At 73.8% G+C, this 21,253-nt stretch carries 18 protein-coding genes; 6 read left to right on the forward strand and 12 right to left on the reverse strand.

Features of this window, described 5'->3' with window-relative positions:
- Positions 1-328: 328 nt before the first annotated feature.
- A complete protein-coding gene (locus tag ACIPK4_RS32450; protein WP_402319410.1) occupies positions 329-1,336 on the reverse strand; it encodes a stage II sporulation protein M in 1,008 nt (335 codons plus the stop codon).
- Between the two features lie 111 nt (positions 1,337-1,447).
- On the opposite strand from ACIPK4_RS32450, the gene ACIPK4_RS32455 reads away from it, so the two are divergent.
- Entirely contained in the window at positions 1,448-2,407 is a 960-nt protein-coding gene (locus ACIPK4_RS32455) for an RDD family protein (RefSeq protein ID WP_402319413.1), read from the forward strand.
- 60 nt (positions 2,408-2,467) lie between these two features.
- Here ACIPK4_RS32455 and ACIPK4_RS32460 read toward each other — a convergent pair whose 3' ends face one another.
- On the reverse strand, positions 2,468-3,088 hold the full coding sequence (locus ACIPK4_RS32460; protein ID WP_402319415.1) for a hypothetical protein: 621 nt from the start codon (positions 3,086-3,088) through the stop codon (positions 2,468-2,470).
- A 104-nt stretch (positions 3,089-3,192) separates the two neighbouring features.
- Entirely contained in the window at positions 3,193-4,629 is a 1,437-nt protein-coding gene (ahcY, locus tag ACIPK4_RS32465) for an adenosylhomocysteinase (protein ID WP_402319418.1), read from the reverse strand.
- 352 nt (positions 4,630-4,981) lie between these two features.
- Here ahcY and lepB point away from each other — a divergent pair, with 352 nt between their 5' ends.
- Complete coding sequence (lepB, locus tag ACIPK4_RS32470) at positions 4,982-5,671, forward strand: signal peptidase I (RefSeq protein WP_402319421.1); 690 nt, start codon at positions 4,982-4,984, stop codon at positions 5,669-5,671.
- 102 nt (positions 5,672-5,773) lie between these two features.
- On the opposite strand, the gene ACIPK4_RS32475 is transcribed toward lepB, so the two are convergent.
- The 6 genes from ACIPK4_RS32475 to ACIPK4_RS32500 all read right to left on the reverse strand — a co-directional run bounded on the left by ACIPK4_RS32475 (position 5,774) and on the right by ACIPK4_RS32500 (position 11,498).
- A complete protein-coding gene (locus ACIPK4_RS32475; protein ID WP_402319423.1) occupies positions 5,774-6,703 on the reverse strand; it encodes a cation diffusion facilitator family transporter in 930 nt (309 codons plus the stop codon).
- Between the two features lie 93 nt (positions 6,704-6,796).
- Positions 6,797-7,954, reverse strand: a complete 1,158-nt coding sequence (gene manA / locus ACIPK4_RS32480; protein ID WP_402319426.1) for a mannose-6-phosphate isomerase, class I — start codon at positions 7,952-7,954, stop codon at positions 6,797-6,799.
- Between the two features lie 42 nt (positions 7,955-7,996).
- Entirely contained in the window at positions 7,997-9,130 is a 1,134-nt protein-coding gene (locus tag ACIPK4_RS32485; RefSeq protein ID WP_402319428.1) for an SIS domain-containing protein, read from the reverse strand.
- A gap of 156 nt (positions 9,131-9,286) precedes the next feature.
- Complete coding sequence (locus ACIPK4_RS32490; protein ID WP_402319431.1) at positions 9,287-9,472, reverse strand: Trm112 family protein; 186 nt, start codon at positions 9,470-9,472, stop codon at positions 9,287-9,289.
- A 144-nt stretch (positions 9,473-9,616) separates the two neighbouring features.
- Positions 9,617-10,987: a phosphomannomutase/phosphoglucomutase gene (locus tag ACIPK4_RS32495; RefSeq protein ID WP_385192723.1), complete on the reverse strand. Its 1,371-nt coding sequence runs from the start codon at positions 10,985-10,987 to the stop codon at positions 9,617-9,619.
- A gap of 82 nt (positions 10,988-11,069) precedes the next feature.
- Positions 11,070-11,498, reverse strand: a complete 429-nt coding sequence (locus tag ACIPK4_RS32500) for a DUF3499 domain-containing protein (RefSeq protein ID WP_082410342.1) — start codon at positions 11,496-11,498, stop codon at positions 11,070-11,072.
- A gap of 87 nt (positions 11,499-11,585) precedes the next feature.
- On the opposite strand from ACIPK4_RS32500, the gene ACIPK4_RS32505 reads away from it, so the two are divergent.
- On the forward strand, positions 11,586-12,065 hold the full coding sequence (locus tag ACIPK4_RS32505) for a metallopeptidase family protein (protein ID WP_082410338.1): 480 nt from the start codon (positions 11,586-11,588) through the stop codon (positions 12,063-12,065).
- A 57-nt stretch (positions 12,066-12,122) separates the two neighbouring features.
- On the opposite strand, the gene ACIPK4_RS32510 is transcribed toward ACIPK4_RS32505, so the two are convergent.
- The 3 genes from ACIPK4_RS32510 to ACIPK4_RS32520 form a co-directional block, all read right to left on the reverse strand.
- The gene (locus ACIPK4_RS32510; protein ID WP_402319435.1) at positions 12,123-13,601 is read right to left on the reverse strand and encodes a DUF5719 family protein; all 1,479 of its coding nucleotides are present in this window, start codon (positions 13,599-13,601) and stop codon (positions 12,123-12,125) included.
- A complete protein-coding gene (locus ACIPK4_RS32515; protein ID WP_402319438.1) occupies positions 13,598-17,278 on the reverse strand; it encodes a glycosyltransferase family 2 protein in 3,681 nt (1,226 codons plus the stop codon). Before ACIPK4_RS32515 ends, ACIPK4_RS32510 begins: the two co-directional genes overlap by 4 nt.
- 190 nt (positions 17,279-17,468) lie before the next feature.
- Entirely contained in the window at positions 17,469-17,732 is a 264-nt protein-coding gene (locus ACIPK4_RS32520) for a WhiB family transcriptional regulator (protein WP_003983763.1), read from the reverse strand.
- A gap of 640 nt (positions 17,733-18,372) precedes the next feature.
- Between ACIPK4_RS32520 and ACIPK4_RS32525 the strand changes: the two genes are divergently transcribed.
- The 3 genes from ACIPK4_RS32525 (at position 18,373) to ACIPK4_RS32535 (ending at position 21,222) form a co-directional block, all read left to right on the forward strand.
- Positions 18,373-18,906 carry a cysteine dioxygenase family protein gene (locus ACIPK4_RS32525; protein ID WP_376201386.1) on the forward strand — a complete coding sequence of 178 codons (534 nt, stop codon included), beginning with the start codon at positions 18,373-18,375 and terminating at the stop codon, positions 18,904-18,906.
- Positions 18,907-18,970: 64 nt separating this feature from the next.
- A complete protein-coding gene (cofD, locus tag ACIPK4_RS32530; protein ID WP_402319441.1) occupies positions 18,971-19,930 on the forward strand; it encodes a 2-phospho-L-lactate transferase in 960 nt (319 codons plus the stop codon).
- The gene (locus ACIPK4_RS32535; protein ID WP_402319444.1) at positions 19,927-21,222 is read left to right on the forward strand and encodes a coenzyme F420-0:L-glutamate ligase; all 1,296 of its coding nucleotides are present in this window, start codon (positions 19,927-19,929) and stop codon (positions 21,220-21,222) included. Before cofD ends, ACIPK4_RS32535 begins: the two co-directional genes overlap by 4 nt.
- Positions 21,223-21,253: the final 31 nt, after the last annotated feature.

Here is a 21,253-nt window from a genome sequence, read left to right on the forward strand (position 1 = left end):
GTTTCCGACTCTATCAGACTCTTTCGTGTCCGATTCCCGGTCGAAGCGGGTTTCGCTTTCCAGGTCCTCGCTTTCGCGTTTCCCTTTCCGGCGATGCCGACTCTATCAGAAGTTTTCCACCGGATTTCCCGGCTTCGGATTCCTGGATGAGGAGTCGACTGTGCCCCAGTGGAATTCAATTCATTGGGGGCGAGAAGGATCTTCAACTACCGCCGTCGGGCTTGTCCAGTCCGAGGCAACCGTTGAAATCTACCTCCCCACGGCGGCCGTGTCAACAGTCGCTGCGGGACGACGAGGAGACTAGCAGCTCAGCGGGGTCATCCGCACATCAGGCGGCGGTCGGCAGGGTGGCTGCCTGGTCGGCGGCCTCCACGTCGCCCACCTCGCCGGCCCGTGCCGCCCTCCCGCCGAGCACGTAGACGTACGTCAGGAACAGGGCCTCGGCGGCGACACCGATCGTGATCCGGGCCCAGGTCGGGAGGCCGGACGGGGTCACGAAGCCCTCGATGAGGCCCGAGACGAACAGGACCACGGCCAGGCCGATCGCCATGCCCAGCGCGGCGCGGCCCTGTTCGGCGAGGGCGGCGCGGCGGGTGCGGGGACCCGGGTCGACGACGGTCCAGCCGAGGCGCAGGCCGGTGCCCGCGGCCACGAACACCGCGGTCAGTTCGAGCAGGCCGTGCGGCAGGATCAGGCCGAGGAAGACGTCGAGGCGGCCCGCGGAGGCCATCAGGCCGATGCCGACGCCGAGGTTGAGCATGTTCAGGAAGAGGATCCAGAGCACCGGTATCCCGAGGAACGCGCCCAGGACCAGGCAGATCGCGGCCGCCTGGGCGTTGTTCGTCCACACCTGGGCGGCGAACGAACCCGCCGGGTTGCTGGAGTAGTACGTCTCGTACCCGCCGCCCGGCTTCGTGAGCGCCTTCAGGTCGTCCGGAGCGGCGATGACGCCCTGGACCTCGGGGTGCGTGGCTATCCACCAGCCGATGAGGACGCCGACGGCCGTGGAGAGCAGCGCCGTCGGTATCCACCAGCGGCGGCTGCGGTAGACGGCCGCCGGGAACCCGGCGGTGAAGAAGCGGGCAGCGTCACGCCAGCCGGCCCGGCGGGCACCCGTCACGGTGGCGCGGGCGCGGGCGACGAGCTGGGTCAGCCGGCCCGTGAGCGTGGGGTCGGGGGCGCTGGACTGGATCAGCGAGAGATGCGTGGACGTCCGCTGGTACAGCGCGACCAGCTCGTCCGCCTCGGCGCCGGTCAGCCGGCGGCCCCGGCCGAGCAGCTGTTCCAGGCGGTCCCATTCCGCCCGGTGGGCCGTGACGAAGACGTCGAGATCCATCCGGTTACCGCTCCCCTGCCCCAGGACCCTGCTTCTGCTTACCCCTGTCGTGGTCAGCTTGGCAGACTGGGGGATCGAGGGGCGGGTCCGGTCACGGGAAAGGTGTGCAGGGTGAGCGATCTGGTGACGGGGGACGCGGTCGTCCTGGGTTTGCGGCCGGCGAGGTTGCCGAGCCGGGCACTGGCGATCTTCCTCGACCTGCTCGTGTACGTCACCGGGTACCTGATCGTCTCGATCGCGCTGACCGTCGCGACCGCCTCGCTGGATCCCGCCGCGCAGGCCGCGGTGTCGGTGGCGGGCTTCGTGCTGGTGCTGGTCGGCGTGCCGATCGCGGTGGAGACGCTGTCCCACGGGCGTTCCCTCGGCAAGCTGGCGTGCGGGCTGCGGGTGGTGCGCGACGACGGCGGGCCGATCCGGTTCCGGCACGCGCTGGTGCGCGGGGCGATGGGGGTCGTGGAGCTGCTGATGACCTTCGGGGCCCTGGCCTGCATCGCGTCGCTGGTGTCGGCGCGGGGGCGGCGGCTCGGGGACGTGTTCGCGGGGGCGCTGGTCGTCCGGGAGCGGGTGCCGGGGGCGCGGGTGATGCCGGTGCCCGCTCCGCCGCCGTGGCTGGCCGGACGGTTCTCCGGGCTGGACCTGTCGGCCGTACCGGACGGGCTGTGGCTGGCGATACGGCAGTACCTGACGCGGATGGGCCAGCTGGACCCGCAGGTGGGCGCCCAGATGGCGGCGCGGCTCGCGGACGACCTGGTGGCGCGTACGGGGGCGCCGCCGCCGGTGGGGGTGCCGGCCGCCGCGTTCCTGATGGCGGTGGTGCACGAGCGGCAGTCCCGGGATGCGGCCCGTGCCTTCGGGCCCGGTCCCGGGGCGCCCGCGATGCCCGCGGGGATGCCCGCCGCGTGGGGACAACCGGCTCCGGGGGCGTACGGGCCGTCGGCCGGGACGTCCGTACCCCGGCCGGTCCCGGTGGCGGGCGCCGTGCCCGCGCCGGTGGTGGCCCCGGTGGTGGCGCCCGCGCCCGGGACCCCCGCGCCGCCGCCCCCCGCGACGGGCTTCGCGCCCCCGGCGTGATCGCCCGGCCCGCACGGCGCGGACGCGTGGGAGCCGGCGGACGTCAGTCCTCGGGGAACGTCAGTCCTCGGGGAACGTCGAGGGCGGGGTCTCCAGGTGCTCCAGCTCGATGCCGGGCGCCGCGAGCACCACGTCGCCCGCCAGGTGGACGGCGTGGACCTCGCCCGTGTCCAGGGCGGTGACCTGGTACTCGTCCACCACGAGGGGGCCGCTGTCCGTCGCGTGCTCGGCGCGCCCGAGCAGGGCCCAGGCCTGGTCGACCGTGCGGGGGGCCAGCACCGGGTCGGTGAGGGCGACGAGCCGGACCCGGGTCGCGGGGGCACCCGGGGTCAGGCGCAGCAGGCGGGCCGTCGCGACGAGGAAGGCCGGCGAGGTGCCGGTGAAGCCGGCGGCGGGGACGTTGCCCTCGGTGGCCTCGGTGCCGGCGGGGTCGGAGCGCACCCAGGTGACGCCGTCGATGGCGGCGCCGCGGACCTGCCAGCTCGACGCGTTGAGTTCGAGGCGGATGGGACGGCCGAGTTCGTCGATCGCCAGGTCGACGGAGCCGCGGTGGTCGCCGTCGGGGCCGGTGAGCTGGGAGACGTAGCGCCAGCCGGAGGGGCCCGGGGCGCAGTGGAAGTGCTCCTCGCCCAGCGGGGCGTGGTCGTGCGGGTCGTGGAGCGAGTAGCGGCCGCGGGGCATCGTGTCGGTCCTTGCCTCGGTACGGGACAGGCCCCCGGCTTCGCGCCGGGGGCCTGCGGGACGTGCTGGTGCTGCTGCCGCTGCCGCTGGGGAGCGGTGGCGGATCAGTAGCGGTAGTGGTCCGGCTTGTACGGGCCCTCGACCTTGACGCCGATGTAGTCGGCCTGCTCCGGACGGAGCGTCGTGAGCTTGACGCCGAGGGCGTCCAGGTGGAGGCGGGCGACCTTCTCGTCGAGGTGCTTGGGCAGCACGTAGACGTCGGTCGGGTACTCCTGCGGCTTGGTGAAGAGCTCGATCTGGGCCAGGGTCTGGTCCGCGAAGGAGTTCGACATCACGAAGGACGGGTGGCCCGTCGCGTTGCCCAGGTTCAGCAGGCGGCCCTCGGAGAGCACGATCAGGACCTTGCCGTCGGGGAACGTCCAGGTGTGGACCTGCGGCTTGACCTCGTCCTTGACGATGCCGTCGACCTTGGCCAGGCCGGCCATGTCGATCTCGTTGTCGAAGTGGCCGATGTTCCCGACGATCGCCTGGTGCTTCATCTTGGCCATGTCGGCGGCCATGATGATGTCCTTGTTGCCCGTGGTCGTGATGAAGATGTCGGCCGTCTCGACGACGTCGTCCAGCGTCGCGACCTGGTAGCCGTCCATGGCCGCCTGGAGCGCGCAGATCGGGTCGATCTCGGTGACGATGACGCGGGCGCCCTGGCCGCGCAGCGACTCGGCGCAGCCCTTGCCGACGTCCCCGTAGCCGCAGACGACCGCGACCTTGCCGCCGATGAGGACGTCGGTGGCGCGGTTGATGCCGTCGATGAGGGAGTGGCGGCAGCCGTACTTGTTGTCGAACTTCGACTTGGTGACGGCGTCGTTCACGTTGATGGCCGGGAAGAGCAGCGTGCCCTCGTCCATCATCTCGTACAGGCGGTGGACACCGGTGGTGGTCTCCTCGGTGACGCCGCGGATCTCGGACGCGAGCTGCGTCCACTTCTGCGGGCTCTCGCCGAGGGTGCGGTTCAGCAGGGTGAGGATGTGGCCGTACTCCTCGGAGTCCGCGGTGGACGGGTCCGGGGCGGAGCCGACCTTCTCGAACTCGACGCCCTTGTGGACGAGGAGGGTGGCGTCACCACCGTCGTCGAGGATCATGTTCGGGCCGCCGGTGGGGGTGTTCGGCCAGGTCAGCGCCTGCTCCGTGCACCACCAGTACTCCTCCAGCGTCTCGCCCTTCCAGGCGAAGACGGGGACGCCCTGCGGGTTCTCCGGGGTGCCGTTCGGGCCCACGGCGATGGCGGCGGCCGCGTGGTCCTGGGTGGAGAAGATGTTGCAGGAGGCCCAGCGGACCTCGGCGCCGAGGGCGACCAGCGTCTCGATCAGCACGGCCGTCTGCACGGTCATGTGGAGGGAGCCGGTGATGCGGGCGCCGGCCAGCGGCTGGGCCGCGGCGTACTCGCGGCGGATCGACATCAGGCCGGGCATCTCGTGCTCGGCGAGGGTGATCTCCTTGCGGCCGAAGGCGGCAAGGGAAAGGTCGGCGACCTTGAAGTCCATGGGTGCTGCTCCTCATGGGTCGAGAAGGTGGGTACGGCTGAGCCGCGCATCGCCTGTGGGACGGTGCACCGGGCACTCAGTCCGTCGGGGGCCCTCTCTCCCCTCGGCCGGTCCCGAGGACCGCCCGACCGCCATCAGCAGCGACGCCTGACACTGTGACGAATCTACACCGGTCGGCGGAGCGCGCCCCAGCCGCCGGGGGAAAGAAGTCGCCACGTGAACGCCTGCGCGGACGGTCGCGCGAAGGCCCCTCGGGCCCGCGGACGCCCCGGCGGTCCCGGCCGTGCAGGGCGGGACCGGGCAGGCTTTACGATCTCCCGCGCACGCACTGCCGTTCGGGAGGGACACGTACATGGAGAGCACGCCGGGGCGAAGACTCGGGATCGGGGCGATCGCGCTGCTGGCGCTCGGCGGGGTGCTGGCCCTCGGGGTGACGGTGGCGGGCGCCGTCCTGGTCGAGGACGGGTACACCTCCCGTTCCGTGCCGGGCGATGCGATGGCCCCGACGTACCGGCGCGGGGACACGGCCTACTTCACGCTCGGCGGCGGGGGCGGGATCCGGCGCGGGGACATCGCCCTGATCTCGGCTCCGTCCCGGGTTGCGCAGGGAGACGTCCTGAAGCGGGTGGTGGCCCTCGGCGGCGACCGGATCTCCTACCGGGCGGGCGATGCCACGTTGCTGCTCAACGGCGTGCCGCTGGAGGAGCCGTACCTGAAGGACCGGGCCACCCCGGCGACCGGCCCCTTCGACGTGGTCGTGCCCGAGGGGCGGATGTTCGTGCTGGGCGACAACCGCGGCAACTCGCCCGACTCGCACGTGCGGCTCTCCGACCACGACGGGACCCTGCCGGTCTCCGCGGTACGGGGGCGGGCCGTAGCGGCGCCGGTGGGTTTCCTGGCGGCCGGCGCGGCGGGCCTGGTGGGGATCGCCCTGTTGCTCGCCGGCGGCGGGCTGGGGGTCGCGGCTCTGGTGGTGCGCGGGCGGGCGCGGCGCAGGAGGCGGTTCCAGCAGTTCGGGCAGGTGTCGGCGGTCACCTGGTAGCACCGGCCGGCCCCTGTACGGCCCGCCGGCCCCTGTCGGTCGTGCGAAGGCCCCCGCGGCGCGGTTGCGCTGCGGGGGCCTTCGGACGGAACGGGGGTGCGGTCAGCCCTTCGCGGCGGCTTCCGCGTGGTAGATGTCCGGCTCCAGGTAGATCACGCGGGCGATCGGGACCGCCGCGCGGATCCGCGCCTCGGCGGCATTGATGGCGTCGGCGATCTCGGTGGCCGTGTCGTCGTGCTGGACGGCGATCTTGGCGGCGACCAGGAGCTCCTCCGGGCCGAGGTGGAGGGTGCGCATGTGGATCACGCGGGTGACGACGTCCCCGTCGACGAGCGCGGCCTTGATCTTCTCGACGTCCTCCGCGCCCGCGGCCTCGCCGAGCAGCAGGGACTTGGTCTCGGCGGCCAGCACGATCGCGATGAGGATCAGCAGGGTGCCGATGCAGAGGGTGCCGATGCCGTCCCAGACGCCGTCGCCGGTGGCGAGGGCGAGGCCGACGCCGCCGAGGGCCAGGACCAGGCCGACGAGCGCGCCGAAGTCCTCCAGCAGGACGACCGGCAGTTCGGGGGCCTTGGCGCGCTTGATGAACTGGCTCCACGACAGCGCGCCGCGGATCTCGTTCGACTCCCTGATCGCCGTCTTGAAGGAGAACCCCTCGGCGACGATCGCGAAGAGGAGCACGCCGATCGGCCAGTACCAGTCCTCGATGGGGTGCGGGTGCTGGATCTTCTCGACGCCCTCGTAGATGGCGAACATGCCACCGACGGTGAAGAGGACGATGGAGACGAGGAAGGCGTAGATGTAGCGTTCGCGCCCGTATCCGAAGGGGTGCTGCGGCGTCGCCTCGCGCTGGGCCTTCTTTCCGCCGAGGAGCAGGAGCCCCTGGTTGCCGGAGTCGGCCAGCGAGTGGACGCTTTCCGCGAGCATCGACGACGAGCCGCTGAAGACGAAGGCCACGAACTTGGCTACAGCGATGGCGAGGTTGGCGGCGAGTGCCGCCACGATCGCCCTGGTACCGCCCGACGCGCTCATGGGTTTTCGAAGTCCCTTCCTCGGTACGGCGGCCCCTGCGGGGGCGCCGCGCTACGGCGGCACATTGTTGCAGCCGTGGCCGCGGACGCCGCGTCAGACGGTGACGGTGGCCCGGAAGATGGTACCGGTACCGGACAGTTCGACCTTTTCGCCCGCGGGGACGAAGACCGACTCCCCGGGGGACAGCGTCACTTCGCCCGCCTGGGGGTGGCCCGCCGTGCACAGCAGGATCTGCGGGGCGGTGTCCGGGAGGGGGTGGGCGGCGGCGCCGGGGGCCAGGACGAAGCGGGAGAGCCGGAACTCGTCGATGGGGGTCTCGTACACCTCCTCGCCGTTGCCCTCGGGGCGCTGCACGGCCGGGTCACCGGCCTCGAACCGCACGACCTTCAGGAGCTCGGGCACGTCCACGTGCTTGGGGGTGAGTCCGGCCCGCAGCACGTTGTCGGAGTTGGCCAGCAGTTCCACGCCGAGGCCGTCGAGGTAGGCGTGCGGGACGCCGGCGCCGAGGAACATGGCCTCGCCGGGCTGGAGGCGGACGTGGTTGAGGAGCAGGGCCGCGATCACGCCCGGGTCGCCCGGGAAGTGGTGGACGAGCGAGGCGTACGGCGCGTACGGGCCCCCGAGGCGCTCGATGGCGGCGCCGGCCTCGGCGACCGTACGGGCCATCTCGGCCCGGTCGGCGGTCAGTACGGCGGTGAGCATCTCGCGCAGGGCCGCCTCCTCGGGATGGGCCCGCAGCAGGTCGACGTACGGCTTGAGGGAGTCCACCCCGAGGCCCGCGAGCAGCTCGGCGGCCTCCAGCGGCGCGCGGAACCCGCACAGGCCGTCGAAGGGGGTGAGCGCGCAGATCATCTCGGGCTTGTGGTTGGCGTCCTTGTAGTTGCGGTGGGCCGCGTCGATCGGGACGCCGCGGCGCTCCTCGTCGGCGAAGCCCTCCTGCGCCTGCTCCAGGTCGGGGTGGACCTGCAGGGAGAGCGGGACACCCGCCGCGAGGAGCTTGAGGAGGAAGGGCAGCCGGGGACCGAACTTGGCGACGGCGGCCGGGCCGAGCTCGCGCTCGGGGTCGGCGGCGATGACGTCCGCGAGGGTGGTTTCACCGGCGCCGCGGTCGAGGCGGGACGGGGCGCCGGGGTGGGCGCCCATCCACATCTCGGCCTGGGGCTCCCCGGTGGGCTCGACCCCGAGTACGGCGGGGATCGCGGTGGTGGATCCCCAGGCGTAGGGGCGAATGGTGTTCGTCAGGCGGTCCATCGGTCGTCTTTCTGGATGTGGGGGCCGGGCACGGTGCGTGCCTCAGCCGTGTCCCCTGGTCGCCAGGGCGAGGTAGGCGGTGGCGAAGTCGGTGACGGCGAGGAGTTCGGCGAGCTGCTCCAGCTCGCTGCCCTCCTCGGGTTCGAGCTCGCTGACGGCCGTGTCGTGGCTGAGGGCGAGCTCGCGCGCGGCGGGGGCGGCGCTGAGGCCGCCGGCGGGCCGGTCGCGCAGCAGGACGATGTGGGCGTGGAGGGCCTGGGGCTCCTCCACCCGGTCCCGGAAGAAGTCCTCGGGATCGGCTCCGGCCGCGAGGGAGCCGGCGAGCAGGACCCCGTGGGCGGGCAGCGCCTCGGGGAGGTCGGCGGCCAGCGCGGGGCAGCCGGCGAGCTCGGCGAGGGTGGCGGCGAAGCGGCGGCCCGCCGGGCCTGCGCCGGCACCTTCGCTCCAGATGAGCGGGAGGGCTCCGGCGAGCTCGGAGGCGAGGGTCTTGGCCGGGTTGGAGTACGTGGCGATGGCCGGTCCGCAGCGCTCGGCGGTGCGGTCGAGCCGGTCGGCGACGCGCTGGAGGGTGTCGGGGGCGGCGGTGATCAGCCCGACCCTGTCGAGGAGCACGAGCAGCGGGGTCAGCAGGGCCCACAGGGCGCCGGGGCCGGCCGCGGCGGACTCGTCGTACTCCTGGTACGGGGCCTTGGCCATCGGTACGAGGAGCCCGTGCGCGCCGTCCACGGCCGCGCTCAGCGGGGACCGCTCGGGCGCGACGGCCACGACGGTGCAGCCGCGCCGGTAGGCCTGCTCGGCGAGGACGGCGAGGCCGGGTTCGGTGCCGTCGGTGGTGGCGAGGAGCAGCAGGTCGACGGGGCCGGCCCAGCCGGGCAGGGCCCAGCGCAGGGCTCCGGCGGCGTGGGCGACGCCGGTGGGGTGCAGGCGGGTGACGGGGGCCGAGGCTCCGGCGAGGGCTCCGAGCAGGTCGGCGACTCCGGTGGCGGCGGTGCCGGGCCCGGCGATGAGGACGGCGCGGGGCCGGCCGTCGGGGCGCAGGTCGGCGAGGCCGGCCTCGGTCGCGTGCCGGGCTGCGGTGCGGACTCTGGCCCCGGCCTCGGCGGCTCCGCGGAGCAGGCCGCGGCGGTCGGCGCGGGCGAGCGCGTCCGGTGCGTCGAGGAGCGACTCGTCGAGCATGGCGGCCTCCGGCTGTTGAAGAAGGGCGGGCGACTCGGTTGCTCGGGCGCCCGGCGCTGCGGCGGGCGCCCCTGTGCTGCCTGTGCGGCTGCGGCCCGGGGCGGGCGGGCCCGGGCCCCGGGGCCGTGGCGGCCTGGGCTCGGGCGGGGCGGGACCTCAGGCGGGGCGGCGGGCCTCGTCGACGAGGAGGACCGGGATGCCGTCGCGGACCGGGTAGGCGAGGCCGCAGTCCCGGCCGGTGCAGATCAGCTCGGGGGCCGTCTCGTCGGCCGACTTGTCCTTGAGGGGCGAGTGGCAGGCGGGGCAGGCGAGGATCTCCAGAAGGCCGGCTTCGAGCGGCATGGGGCGCTTCCCTTCGAACATGCGGATTGGGCGAGGTCAGCGTACCGCCGAGTCACCTGCGGTGCGGCCCGACGTCGTCGGACGCGGACGCGGTGCGGCGCCGGGCGGGAGGCACGTTCGGCGTGTTCCCGCCCGGCGGGCGCATCAGGCGCGGACGAGGGCGAGGACCTCGTCGCGGATCTTGACGAGCTGCGCGGCGTCGCGGGCCTCGACGTTCAGGCGCAGCAGCGGCTCCGTGTTGGAGGCGCGCAGGTTGAACCACCAGTCGGCGGAGGTGACGGTGAGGCCGTCCAGCTCGTCGAGGGTGATGCCGTCCAGCGGGCCGTACACGGCCTTGACCGCGGCGACGCGGTCGGCCTGGTCGGCGACGGTGGAGTTGATCTCGCCCGAGCCCACGTAGCGGTCGTAGGAGGCGACGAGGTCGGAGAGGGCGCCGTCCTGGCCGCCGAGGGCCGCCAGGACGTGGAGCGCGGCGAGCATGCCGGTGTCCGCGTTCCAGAAGTCCTTGAAGTAGTAGTGCGCCGAGTGCTCGCCGCCGAAGATCGCACCCGTCTTCGCCATCTCCTCCTTGATGAAGGAGTGGCCGACCCGGGTGCGCACCGGGGTGCCGCCGTTCTCGCGGACGACCTCGGGGACGGACCAGGAGGTGATCAGGTTGTGGATCACCGTGCCGGTGCCGCCGTTGCGGGCCAGTTCGCGGGAGGCGACCAGGGCGGTCACGGCGGAGGGGGAGACGCCCTCGCCGCGCTCGTCGACGACGAAGCAGCGGTCCGCGTCACCGTCGAAGGCGAGGCCGAGGTCGGCGCCCTCGGCCTTCACGCGGGCCTGGAGGTCGACGAGGTTCTTCGGGTCCAGCGGGTTGGCCTCGTGGTTCGGGAAGGTCCCGTCGAGCTCGAAGTACATGGGCACGAGTTCCAGGGGCAGGCCCTCGAACACGGTGGGGACGGTGTGGCCGCCCATGCCGTTGCCCGCGTCCACGACCACCTTCAGCGGGCGGATGGAGCCGAGGTCGACCAGGGACTTCAGGTGCGCGGCGTAGCCGGCGAGGGTGTCCTGCTCGGTGACGGTGCCGGGGACGGTGCCGGCCGCGATCGCGGGGGCGCCCTCGTCGGACCACTTCTCGGCGAGCTCGCGGATGGTCGACAGGCCGGTGTCCTGGCCGACCGGGGCGGCGCCGGCGCGGCAGAGCTTAATGCCGTTGTACTGGGCCGGGTTGTGCGAGGCGGTGAACATCGCACCGGGCAGGTCCAGCACGCCGGAGGCGTAGTAGAGCTGGTCGGTGGAGCACAGGCCGATCAGGGTGACGTCCACGCCGCGGGCGGCGGCGCCGCGCGCGAAGGCGGCGGACAGGGCGGGCGAGGAGGGCCGCATGTCATGGCCCACCACTATCGCGGTGGCCTCGGTGACCTCCACGAACGCGGCACCGAACAGCTCGGCCAGCGACTCGTCCCACTCGTCCGGTACGACACCACGTACGTCGTACGCCTTGACGATGTTCGAAAGATCTGCGGCCACTGCTGACTGCCTTCCTGATGGTCCTGTGCGGGGCCACCGACCCTACCCTGCGCGGAAGGCGGGTCCCGATGGGAGAGGAATGTCAGGAATCGGGCGATCGCAGGACGCGCAGGTGTCCGCGACGCGTCTCCCCGGTGCCGCCGCCCCTGCCCTGTCCGGTTCCGCCGGCCTCGGCGGCGCGGTCGTGCGGGCGCGCCGCCTCACGGACGGCGTTGGCCAGGGCTTCGAGGTCGTCGCCGCTGGGGCGGGACGGCGCGGAGCCGTCGGTCAGGCGCACGACGTCCCAGCCGCGCGGGGCGGTCAGGCGCTCGGAGTGCTCGGCGCACAGGTCGTAACAGTGGGGTTCGGCGTAGGTGGCGAGCGGGCCGAGAACTGCGGTCGAATCGGCGTAGACGTACGTCAGTGTCGCGACGGCAGGGCGGCCGCACGCGGTGCGCGAACAGCGACGTACAAGGCTCACGACGTTGGACGGTACCGCACTCTTGACCGGGCCGCGACGACTCTCCCGCAGGCCACTCCCCCGTGTCGTGCCTGCGGGGGGGCGTGGCGGGTCCCGAAAGGCCCGGGCCGCGGGGGCTCTGCGGGCTACGCTGCGGGGGTGACGGACACCCCCCTGCCCCCCGGCCCGCCCCGCTCCGCCGAGCCTCCCGCCGAGCCCCGGCCGCGCCGTCGCGACCGGCACGGGCGGGGCATGCGGGGGCCGCTGGCGCCGCCGCAGGTGCCGCTGTCGGCGAGCCGGGCGGAGCTGTTCGGCGACCTCGTACGGGACTCCGTCGAGCGGCTGGAGCGGCGGTGGCCGCAGCTGGCGGAGGTGGAGTTCGTCGTCGCGGACGTGCCGGGACCGCCGGGCGGTCCGGACGCCGGCTGGAACGACGAGGCGGTGCCGCTCGGGGCGCTGTCGGAGGCGACGGGGGCGGGGCGGCCGGCGCGGGTGGTGGTGTTCCGGCGGCCGGTGGAGATCCGGACGAAGAGCCGGGACGAACGGGCGCTGCTGGTGCACGAGATCGTGGTGGAGCAGGTGGCGGAGCTGCTGGGGCTGTCCCCGGAGACGGTGGACCCCCGGTACGGCCAGGACTGACGGCCGTCGGCCCGCCGCCGGGCCCCGGCGGCGGGTGGGCGGCGGGCCCGGCGGCGGCTAGTCGGTCAGGACCGTGAGGTCCTCGGTGGCCCTGGGGACCGAGACCATCGCGTGGTCGTCCGACAGCACCTGGATCGTGAACATCGGGATGCCCTCGTGGGGCAGGGTCAGGAGGCGTGACGCGTACACGGGGCCGCCGGAGACGGTCTCGACCGTGAGTGCGTAGGCGCCCTTGGCCCCGGCCGGGGCCAGCGCCAGCGTCTGGGTCGTGCCCGTCTTGACGGTGATCTCCTTCGAGGCCGGTTCACCGGCCTCCGTGCCCGCCGACGCCGTCACCTTGACCTTGGCGTCGGTGCCGGCGGCCGCCGTCAGCGAGAGCACCGTCGCGTTCTCGTCCGCGCGGGCGTCGGCGACGGTGGCCCGCGTCCCGACCGGTCCGGCCGCGGGGATGAACCCCAGCTCCTGCTTGGCGCCGCTGCCGCGGACGACGCGCAGGGCCGCCACCACGGGCACGGCCCTCTTGCCCTTCCCCGGGGCGAGCACCAGCGAGCCCGCCTCGCCCCGGGTCACGTCCTTGAGGTCCAGACTGGCCGTCATACCGCCCCTGACGTGCAGCTGTTCGGTGCCCGCCGGGGTGATCGAGCCGTTGGCGCCGGCCAGCTTGACGGTGAGGTCCGCGTCCTCCTCACCCGGCGCGAAGGCCACCAGCCGTACGGAGGTGGCGTCCGCCGGGATTCCGGGCAGCACGAGCGAGCCCGCCGGATCGGCGGAGGCCGCCAGCCAGTCGGCGCCCACGCCCTCCTCACCGACCTGGACGGAGGCTCCCACCCGGCCCGCACGGGTGGTCACATGGGCGGTGACGTCCGCGAGCTGGGCACCGGGGGCGAGGGAGGCCAGCGAGACCGCCTTCGTGGACTTGGGGTCGATGCGGATGTTCTCGCCGGTGCCGCCCTCGGACTTGACCGGCCCGTCCGGGCCGAACATCTTGATGTCGATCACGGCCGCGGTGTCGTCCGGATTGGTGAGGTGCACGTAGTCCTCGCGCCCCTTGGCCGTGCTCGCGCCGGGGAACCAGAAGTCGGTGCCCGGCGTCGTGCAGCCGACTCCGAGGAGGCCGCGCGCCCGGCCGACCCCGACCTTCGTGGTCTGCTGCGCCGTCCAGCCGGGGGCCAGGGTCCCGTCGGCGACACCCGTCAGTGCGGGGGCCTCCGCGCCGTTGGCGGTGGCCCCGGCGGGTTTGCCGCGCTCCTTCAGCTCCAGCACCGGCTTGGCCTCCTTGGTCGCGCCGAGGAGGCGGGCCGTGCCCTTGCCGCCGCCGGCCGCACCGGGCGTGATCGCCGTGTACGTGGTCTCCGCGATGTCCGAGGAGCTGGGCGCCGGGCACACCAGCGCGGAGCGCTCCACGGGCATCCGGGCCGCGGCCGCCGGCCTGGCGTCGGCGGCCGGGGCGGCGGGGGCGGTGAGGTGGGCGACGCCGGTGACGGCCGCCAGGGCCGCGGCCACCGCCGCCAGCGTCAGGGGTGCGCGCTGCTTCACTGCTGGGGGCTCCCGTCCGGACGCGGCTGGTGCTGTCCGTAGGTGTCGTACTGCTGCTCGTAGGGCTGCTCGTACGGCGGGTAGGGGTACGGCTGCGGCGGCTGCTGGGGCTGCTGCGGGTGCGACTGCGGGTCGTCGTAGCCCTGCTGCGGGTAGGGGTACTGCTCGTACCCGGGTGCCTGGGCGGGCGCCGGCACGTACGGCTGCTGGGGCTGCGGGGACTGCTGGGACTGCTGGGGCTGCTGCTGTTCGTACGGGTAGCCCTGTTCGTCGTACGCCTGGTACGCGTACGCGTCGTCGCCGTAGACCGGTTGGGCCGGGATCCCGGCGTACGGATCGGCGACGGCGCCCGCGCCCTCCTCGGCGGCGGCCGGCGCGGCGGCCTGGGACTGCGCCTCGGCGCGCAGCCGGCGGGCCCGGCGGCCCTCGCCGGCCTCGCCCGCGGCGGCCCGGTCGGGGCCGTCCGTCTCCTCCTCCGGCAGGTCGTCGTCGAGGCGGGCCCGGCGGCCGGGCAGGGCCATGACGAGCAGGACGAGTGCGAGCAGGCCCTGCGCCCAGTGCCAGGCGGTGCGCAGCAGCGCGTCGTCGTGGACGAGGTCGAGGCGGCCGCCCGAGGCGGGCAGTTCGAAGCCCTGGGCCCAGCCGTCGAGGGTCTTGGGCTTGAGGGGCTTGCCGTCGAGGGTGGCCTGCCAGCCGGGGGCGGCGCGGTCGGCGATGCGCAACACCCGGCCGGCGCCGCCCGCCTCGGCGGCCGGGATCTTGGTGTGCACCTCCACGGGTCCGGAGGCGACCGGGATGGGGGCCTCGCCGGGCTTGCCGGAGACGATGGTGGCGCGGGCGACCTGACGGTCCACCCGCCACAGGGCGCTGCCGTCGAGCTGGCTGAGGCGGCTGAGGCCGGGGGTGGCGTCGAGGACCTTGCGCATCTGCTGCGGGGCCTTGTCTCGGACCAGGATGTAGCGGATGGCGAACCCGCTGAGCTGGTCGGTCTGGTCCGCGCCGGAGCCGGCGACGAGGCTGGAGACGACCTTGTCGAGCTGGCGGCTGCTGCCGGCCTCGGCGGCGATCTCGGCGTCGCCGAGGCGGCCGCCGGAGCCGCGGACCAGGGTGTAGGAGACGGTGGCGGGCGAGGCGCCGCCGAGGACGAGGGTGCGGGCCTGGTCGCGGGTGCCGCTCTCCTCGGCGACGAAGGCGGGGACCTGGACGGGGTCGCGGCGTTCCAGCGGGCCGTCGGCACCGCTGATCATCCAGCCGGCCGCGCCGAGCAGCGGCCCGGCGGCCGCGGCGAGCGCGATCAGCGCGGCGAGCGGCTGGCGCCAGCCGAAGCTGCTGGCGGCGACCCGCTCCTTGGCCCCGTCGGCGCCGACGACGGCTGCGGCGAGCAGGGCCAGTCCGTAGACGAGCGTGGCGGGCCCGGCCCAGCCGGTGCGGTTGAGGACGACGGCGAACAGCAGCGCGGTGACGGCGGCGGCCCAGGCCGTGCGGACGGCGAACTGCCGCTCGGCGCGCAGCAGGGCGGCCAGGGCGGCGAGGACGATGCCGACGAGCAGCAGGCCGCCGGCGGTGCGGGGGCCGCCGGGGCTGATGCCGAGCAGGTCCAGGGCGGTGGCCGAGCCGGGTCCGTACGGCAGTCCGGCCTCGTCCAGGAACCGGCCGGGGTGGGTGAGCAGGCTCAGCGACCAGGGGGCGAGCACGAGGAGCGGGACGGCGAGGGTGGCGAGCAGCCGCGGGGCGTACGTCTTCCACTCGGCGCGGCGCAGTACGAGGGCGGCGGTCCCGAGGACGGCACCGAGCGGCCAGACGACGGGGGTGAAGGCGGCGGCCAGGGTGATCAGGAGGGTGTACGTCCACACCGGGCGCCAGCCGGCCCGGTCGCCGTCGGCCGCGCCGAACCCGAAGGCGGCGACGGCGGAGCGGGCGATGAGCGGGAGCAGGGCGGCGAGGACCGCGGTGCCGAGGCGGCCGCCGGCGAGGGCGCCGGTGACGGCGGGCAGGAAGGCGTAGGCGATGGCGGCCCAGGCGCGCAGCAGCCGGGATTCGACCAGCGGCCGGGAGGCGAAGTAGGCGGTGAGTCCGGCGAGCGGGACCGAGCAGACGAGCAGCAGGGTCAGGGCGGCGCCGGTGGAGCCGAACAGGAGGGCGGAGAAGGCGCCGAGGACGGCGAGGTAGGGGGGCGCCCCGGCGGTGGAGCCGGCGGCGACGGGCTGCCAGTCGTCGGTGTAGCCGCGCCAGAGGGCGAGTCCGCTGTCGGGGGCGGGCAGCAGGGCGCCGCCCATCAGGGAGCCGCCGCCGAGCAGGGCGCGGCAGGCGATGACGGAGACGAGCAGGAGGAGGGCGAAGAGGACGGGCGCGGGGTTGCGCGCGATCCGCTTCAGGCGCGCGAACTGTTCGATCTCCAGGTAGTCGGCGTCGTCTCCGCCGGGGCCGGATTCGACGGCGCCGCCGTGCCGTCCCACGGGGGACGTGTCGCTGACGCGGTCGGTGCCGAAGTACCCCGCGAGCTGTTCGGCGTTGGCCCGCAGGCTCGCGCCGGGCGGCGGGAAGAGGGGGCGCAGTTCCTTGGCGGGGACGGCGGGGCGGCCGCGTCTGCGGCGGGCGCCGAGGATCCGGCCGGGGCGCAGCAGGGTGGCGAGGAGGCCGGTGATCTCGTCGACGGCCTGGCCGGGGGCCTTGCCGACGAGGTAGGCGAGGGTGCGCAGCACGGTGCCGACGAGGAGGCGCAGCAGGACGTACGGCAGGGCGCGGCCGGAGCTGTTGACGAGGACCGTGTAGACGGCGCCGGCCTTGTCGACGCGGTGGGGGCTGGCGCTCGTGCGTCCGGCGCAGTCGACGGTGCGGCGCTCGCGGGCGGAGGCCTCGGCGTGGCGCAGGACGGCGTCGGGGGCGACGAGGACGGTGTGGCCGGCGCTCTGGGCGCGCCAGCAGAGGTCGACGTCGTCGCGCATGAGGGGCAGGCGGCGGTCGAAGCCGCCGAGGGCGTCGTACACGTCGCGGCGTACGAGCATGCCGGCGGTGGAGACGGAGAGGACGGGGCGGACCTGGTCGTGCTGGCCCTGGTCCTGTTCGCGGCGGTCGAGGCCGGTCCAGCGGCGGCCGCTGCGGGCGATGGTGACGCCGGCTTCGAGGAGCTGCTTCTTGTCGTACCAGCCGCGCAGTTTGGGGCCGATGACGGCGGCGTCGGGGTTCTCCTCGGCGACGCGGAGCAGTTCGGTGAGGGCGTCGGGCTCGGGTGCGCAGTCGTCGTGGAGCAGCCAGAGCCACTGGACGGGTTCGCCGTGGGGGAGTTCGGGGAGGTCGTAGGCGTCGTCGCGCCACGTGCGGCTGACGGGGTCCCAGCCGCTGGGGCGCTTGAGGTACGGGAGGTCCTCGGGGCTCGGGGTGCCGGCGGAGCGGGCTGCTTCGTCGACGGCGGTGCCGAAGCCGGTGCGGCGGGCGAGGTGGAGGACGCGGTCCTCGCCCAGTGCGTCGCCGAGCAGGCGTGCGGAGTCGTCGGCGCTGCCGGTGTCGGCGGCGATGTGGCGCTGGGCGGGGCGTTCCTGGCCGAGGAGGCCGGCGAGCGTCTTCGGCAGCCAGCGGGCGCCGTCGTGGGCGACGAGGACCGCGGTGACGACGTGCCGGGGGAACTCGGGTGTGGCGGCAGCCTGGTGGGAGGCCGTCGACTGGCTGTGCAGGGACATCGCTCTACTGGCCCTCCGGCCTGGGGTTCCCCCCGGACGCGCGGTCCGGGGAGGGGGTCCGGGGGTGGTGTGCTCCCGGAGGCTGCTGGACAGCGCCCCACACTAACGGCTGGGAACACAGCGGTCCGCCTCCTGCGGGGAAGGTGCAGGAGGCGGACCGTTTGCTCTGCTCGTGTGTTGCTCTGCGTGCTCAGACTGCTGCCTTTTTCAGCCGTCGGCGCTCGCGCTCGGACAGGCCGCCCCAGATGCCGAATCGCTCGTCGTTGGCGAGTGCGTACTCGAGGCATTCGGAGCGGACCTCGCAGGCGAGGCAGACCTTCTTGGCCTCGCGGGTGGAGCCGCCCTTCTCGGGAAAGAAGGACTCGGGGTCGGTCTGGGCGCACAGAGCGCGCTCCTGCCATCCGAGCTCTTCGTCCGCCTCCTCGACCAGCAGTTCCTGAAACAGCTCGGTCATGTGCGCCCCTCGCTCTGTCTGTGCGTCCCCGTGATGGTGCCGTTACTCATCGCTACGTAACGACACGAGTGAAATTACAAGTGGGTGGCTCCTGCGCAGTCAAGCCGAGATCTGCTATTGGGCCCCTTATTCACTCTGCGGAACCAAGCGTATGCAGAAAGTGTTCATATCGCCAAAAATCGTGACACATGCATCGGGAGGCCGCTCCGCGCGTCTTCCCCCGAATCGACGCGTCACTCCGAAGGGCGGTTGCGATCAAGCCAAAGAAGCGGCGCAGATCACATTTCGATCACGAGGTGGCGAGTCAGGTTTGGACGGGGTAACCGTGTGTCGTGCAGCGCCCACCTCCCCTGCATCGGACTGCACAAACCTTTCTCCCAGCACAGCAACCGGATCAGATGAAACTTTTGCGGCAAACGAGGCATTGGGTTGACAGTCCGGCCTTCGACCCGGTCTCCTTGTCCCCATGTCAGTGACCTCGGCCGCCGCCCGGACCCCCATTCGTGGGTTCCTGAGTGCTGCCCAGGTTCGCTGTTGCTGTTGCAGCTGTTGATGCCTTCGGAGCTTCGGCTCCCCTGAGCTCCGGCCACCCCCACAGCGACCGCCAGCACGACTGACATCCGTCGAGGACTCCCCCACGATGAACAGCGCCTCCGCCACCGCCACCGTCGGCACCCCCCTCACCGTCGAGAGCGACCTCCAGATCGCCGGCGACATCCTCTCCGTCCAGCACCTGCTCCAGCCCGCCCGCGAACACCCGGTCACCGTCGCCGAGTTCGCCGGGCTCGCCCGCTCCATCGCCGCCGACCGCGCCGCATGGGAGCACCTGGTCGAGTACGACGCCACCACCCGCTGGTACCACCGGCTGCGCACAGGCCCCGGCTACGAGGTCTGGCTGCTCAGCTGGGTCCCCGGCCAGGGCAGCGGCCTGCACGACCACGGCGCCTCCTCCGGCGTCCTGACCGTCCTCGACGGCGAGCTCACCGAGCACGGCCCGCGCGGATCGCTCACCCTCGGCGCCGGCGCCCAGCGCGTCTTCGCCCCCGGCTACGCCCACGAGGTCGTCAACGACACCCTCGACGGAGCGGTCAGCCTGCACGTCTACTTCCCCGGCCTGACCGAGATGCCGATGCACAGCTGCTCCCCGGCGCAGCCGGAGCACGTACCCGCCTGACGGTCCCGCCCTCCGCCCGGCCACCGGCCCCCGGTGGACGGTCCGCGGCTGACAGACTGTCCGCATGCGCATTGTTGTTCTGGCCGGCGGTATCGGCGGCGCCCGTTTCCTCCGCGGACTCAAGTCGGCGGTTCCCGACGCGGACATCACGGTCATCGGCAACACCGGTGACGACATCCACCTCTTCGGGCTGAAGGTGTGCCCCGACCTGGACACGGTGATGTACACCCTCGGCGGTGGCATCAACGAGGACCAGGGCTGGGGCCGCACCGACGAGTCCTTCACCGTCAAGGAGGAGCTCGCGGCGTACGGGGTCGGACCCGGCTGGTTCGGGCTCGGCGACCGCGACTTCGCCACCCACATCGTCCGTACGCAGATGCTCGGCGCGGGCTACCCGCTGAGCGCCGTCACCGAGGCCCTCTGCGACCGCTGGCAGCCCGGCGTCCGGCTGCTGCCCATGTCCGACGACCGCGTCGAGACCCACGTCGCCGTCACCGACCCCGACAGCGGCGAGCGCCGCGTCATCCACTTCCAGGAGTACTGGGTCAGGCTCCGCGCCTCCCTCGACGCGGAGGCCGTCGTCCCCGTCGGCGCCGAGCAGGCCAAGCCCGCGCCCGGCGTGCTGGAGGCCATCGCGGCCGCCGACCTGATCGTCCTCCCGCCGTCCAACCCGGTCGTCTCCGTCGGCACCATCCTCGCCGTGCCGGGCATCCGCGAGGCCGTCGCCGGCGCCGAGGCGCCCGTCGTGGGTCTCTCCCCCATCGTCGGGGGCGCGCCCGTACGCGGGATGGCCGACAAGGTGCTGGCCGCCGTCGGCGTCGAGGCCAGCGCCGCGGCCGTCGCCCTGCACTACGGCGGGGATCTCCTCGACGGCTGGCTCGTGGACACCGCCGACGCGGACGCGGTCGCCGAGGTGGAGGCCGCCGGGATCGCCTGCCGCGCGGTGCCGCTGATGATGACCGACCTGGCCGCCACCGCCGAGATGGCCCGCGCCGCGCTGGCCCTCGCGGAGGCCGCCCGGTGAGCGTCCCCTCGTACGAGGTGCGCGCCGTCGCCGGGATCCCCGAGGTCCGCCCCGGCGACGACCTGGCCCGGCTGATCGCGGCGGCCGGGCCCGGACTGCGCGACGGGGACGTCCTGCTGGTCACCTCGAAGATCGTCTCCAAGGCGGAGGGCCGGATCGTCCGCGCCGAATCCCGCGAGGAGGCCATCGACGCCGAGACCGTACGGGTCGTGGCCCGCCGCGGCCCGCTGCGGGTCGTCGAGAACCGGCAGGGCCTCGTCATGGCCGCGGCCGGAGTCGACGCCTCCAACACCGAACCCGGCACCGTACTGCTGCTGCCCGAGGACTCCGACGCCTCGGCCGCCGCGATCCGCGCCGGGCTGCGGGACCTGCTCTCCGTCGACGTCGGCGTCATCGTCACCGACACCTTCGGGCGGCCCTGGCGCTCCGGGCTCACCGACGTGGCCATCGGCTCGGCGGGCGTACGGGTCCTGGACGACCTGCGCGGCGGCACGGACGCCCACGGCAACCCGCTGAGCGCGACCATAGTGGCCACGGCGGACGAGCTCGCCGCGGCCGGGGACCTGGTCAAGGGCAAGGCGGCCGGACTGCCGGTCGCGGTCGTCCGCGGGCTCGGCCACCTCCTCGGCGAGGGTTCGACGGCGGCCGACCTGGTGCGACCGGCGGCCGAGGACATGTTCCGGCTGGGCACCTCGGAGGCGGTACGGGAAGCCGTGACGCAGCGCCGCACCGTACGGGCCTTCACCGCGGAGCCGGTGGACCCCGGCGCGGTCCGCCGCGCGGTCGCCGCCGCGGTGACCGCCCCGGCGCCGCACCACACCACGCCGTGGCGGTTCGTCCTGCTGGAGTCCGGGGCGGCGCGGGCGGAACTGCTCGACGCGATGCGCGACGCCTGGATCGAGGACCTGAGGCGCGACGGCAAGAGCGAGGAGTCCATCGCCCGGCGGGTCCGGCGCGGCGACGTGCTGCGCAAGGCCCCGTACCTGGTCGTGCCGTGCATGGTGACGGACGGCGCGCACGACTACGGGCACGCCCGGCGTGATGCGGCCGAGCGGGAGATGTTCGTGGTCGCGACGGGCGCGGGCATCCAGAACTTCCTGGTGGCACTGGCCGGGGAGCGGCTGGGCTCGGCATGGGTGTCCTCGACGATGTTCTGCCGGGACGTGGTGCGCAAGGTCCTCGGGCTGCCCGAGGACTGGGAGCCGATGGGGGCCGTGGCCGTGGGCCACGCCGCGTCGGCTCCGGCGGAGCGGCCCGCACGGGCGGCGGAGGACTTCATCGAGGTCCGCTAGGGCCCGGCCGGTGCGGGCGCGTGCCGGCCGG

This window comes from Streptomyces sp. NPDC086989 (assembly GCF_044745505.1).
Classification (GTDB): Bacteria; Actinomycetota; Actinomycetes; order Streptomycetales; family Streptomycetaceae; genus Streptomyces.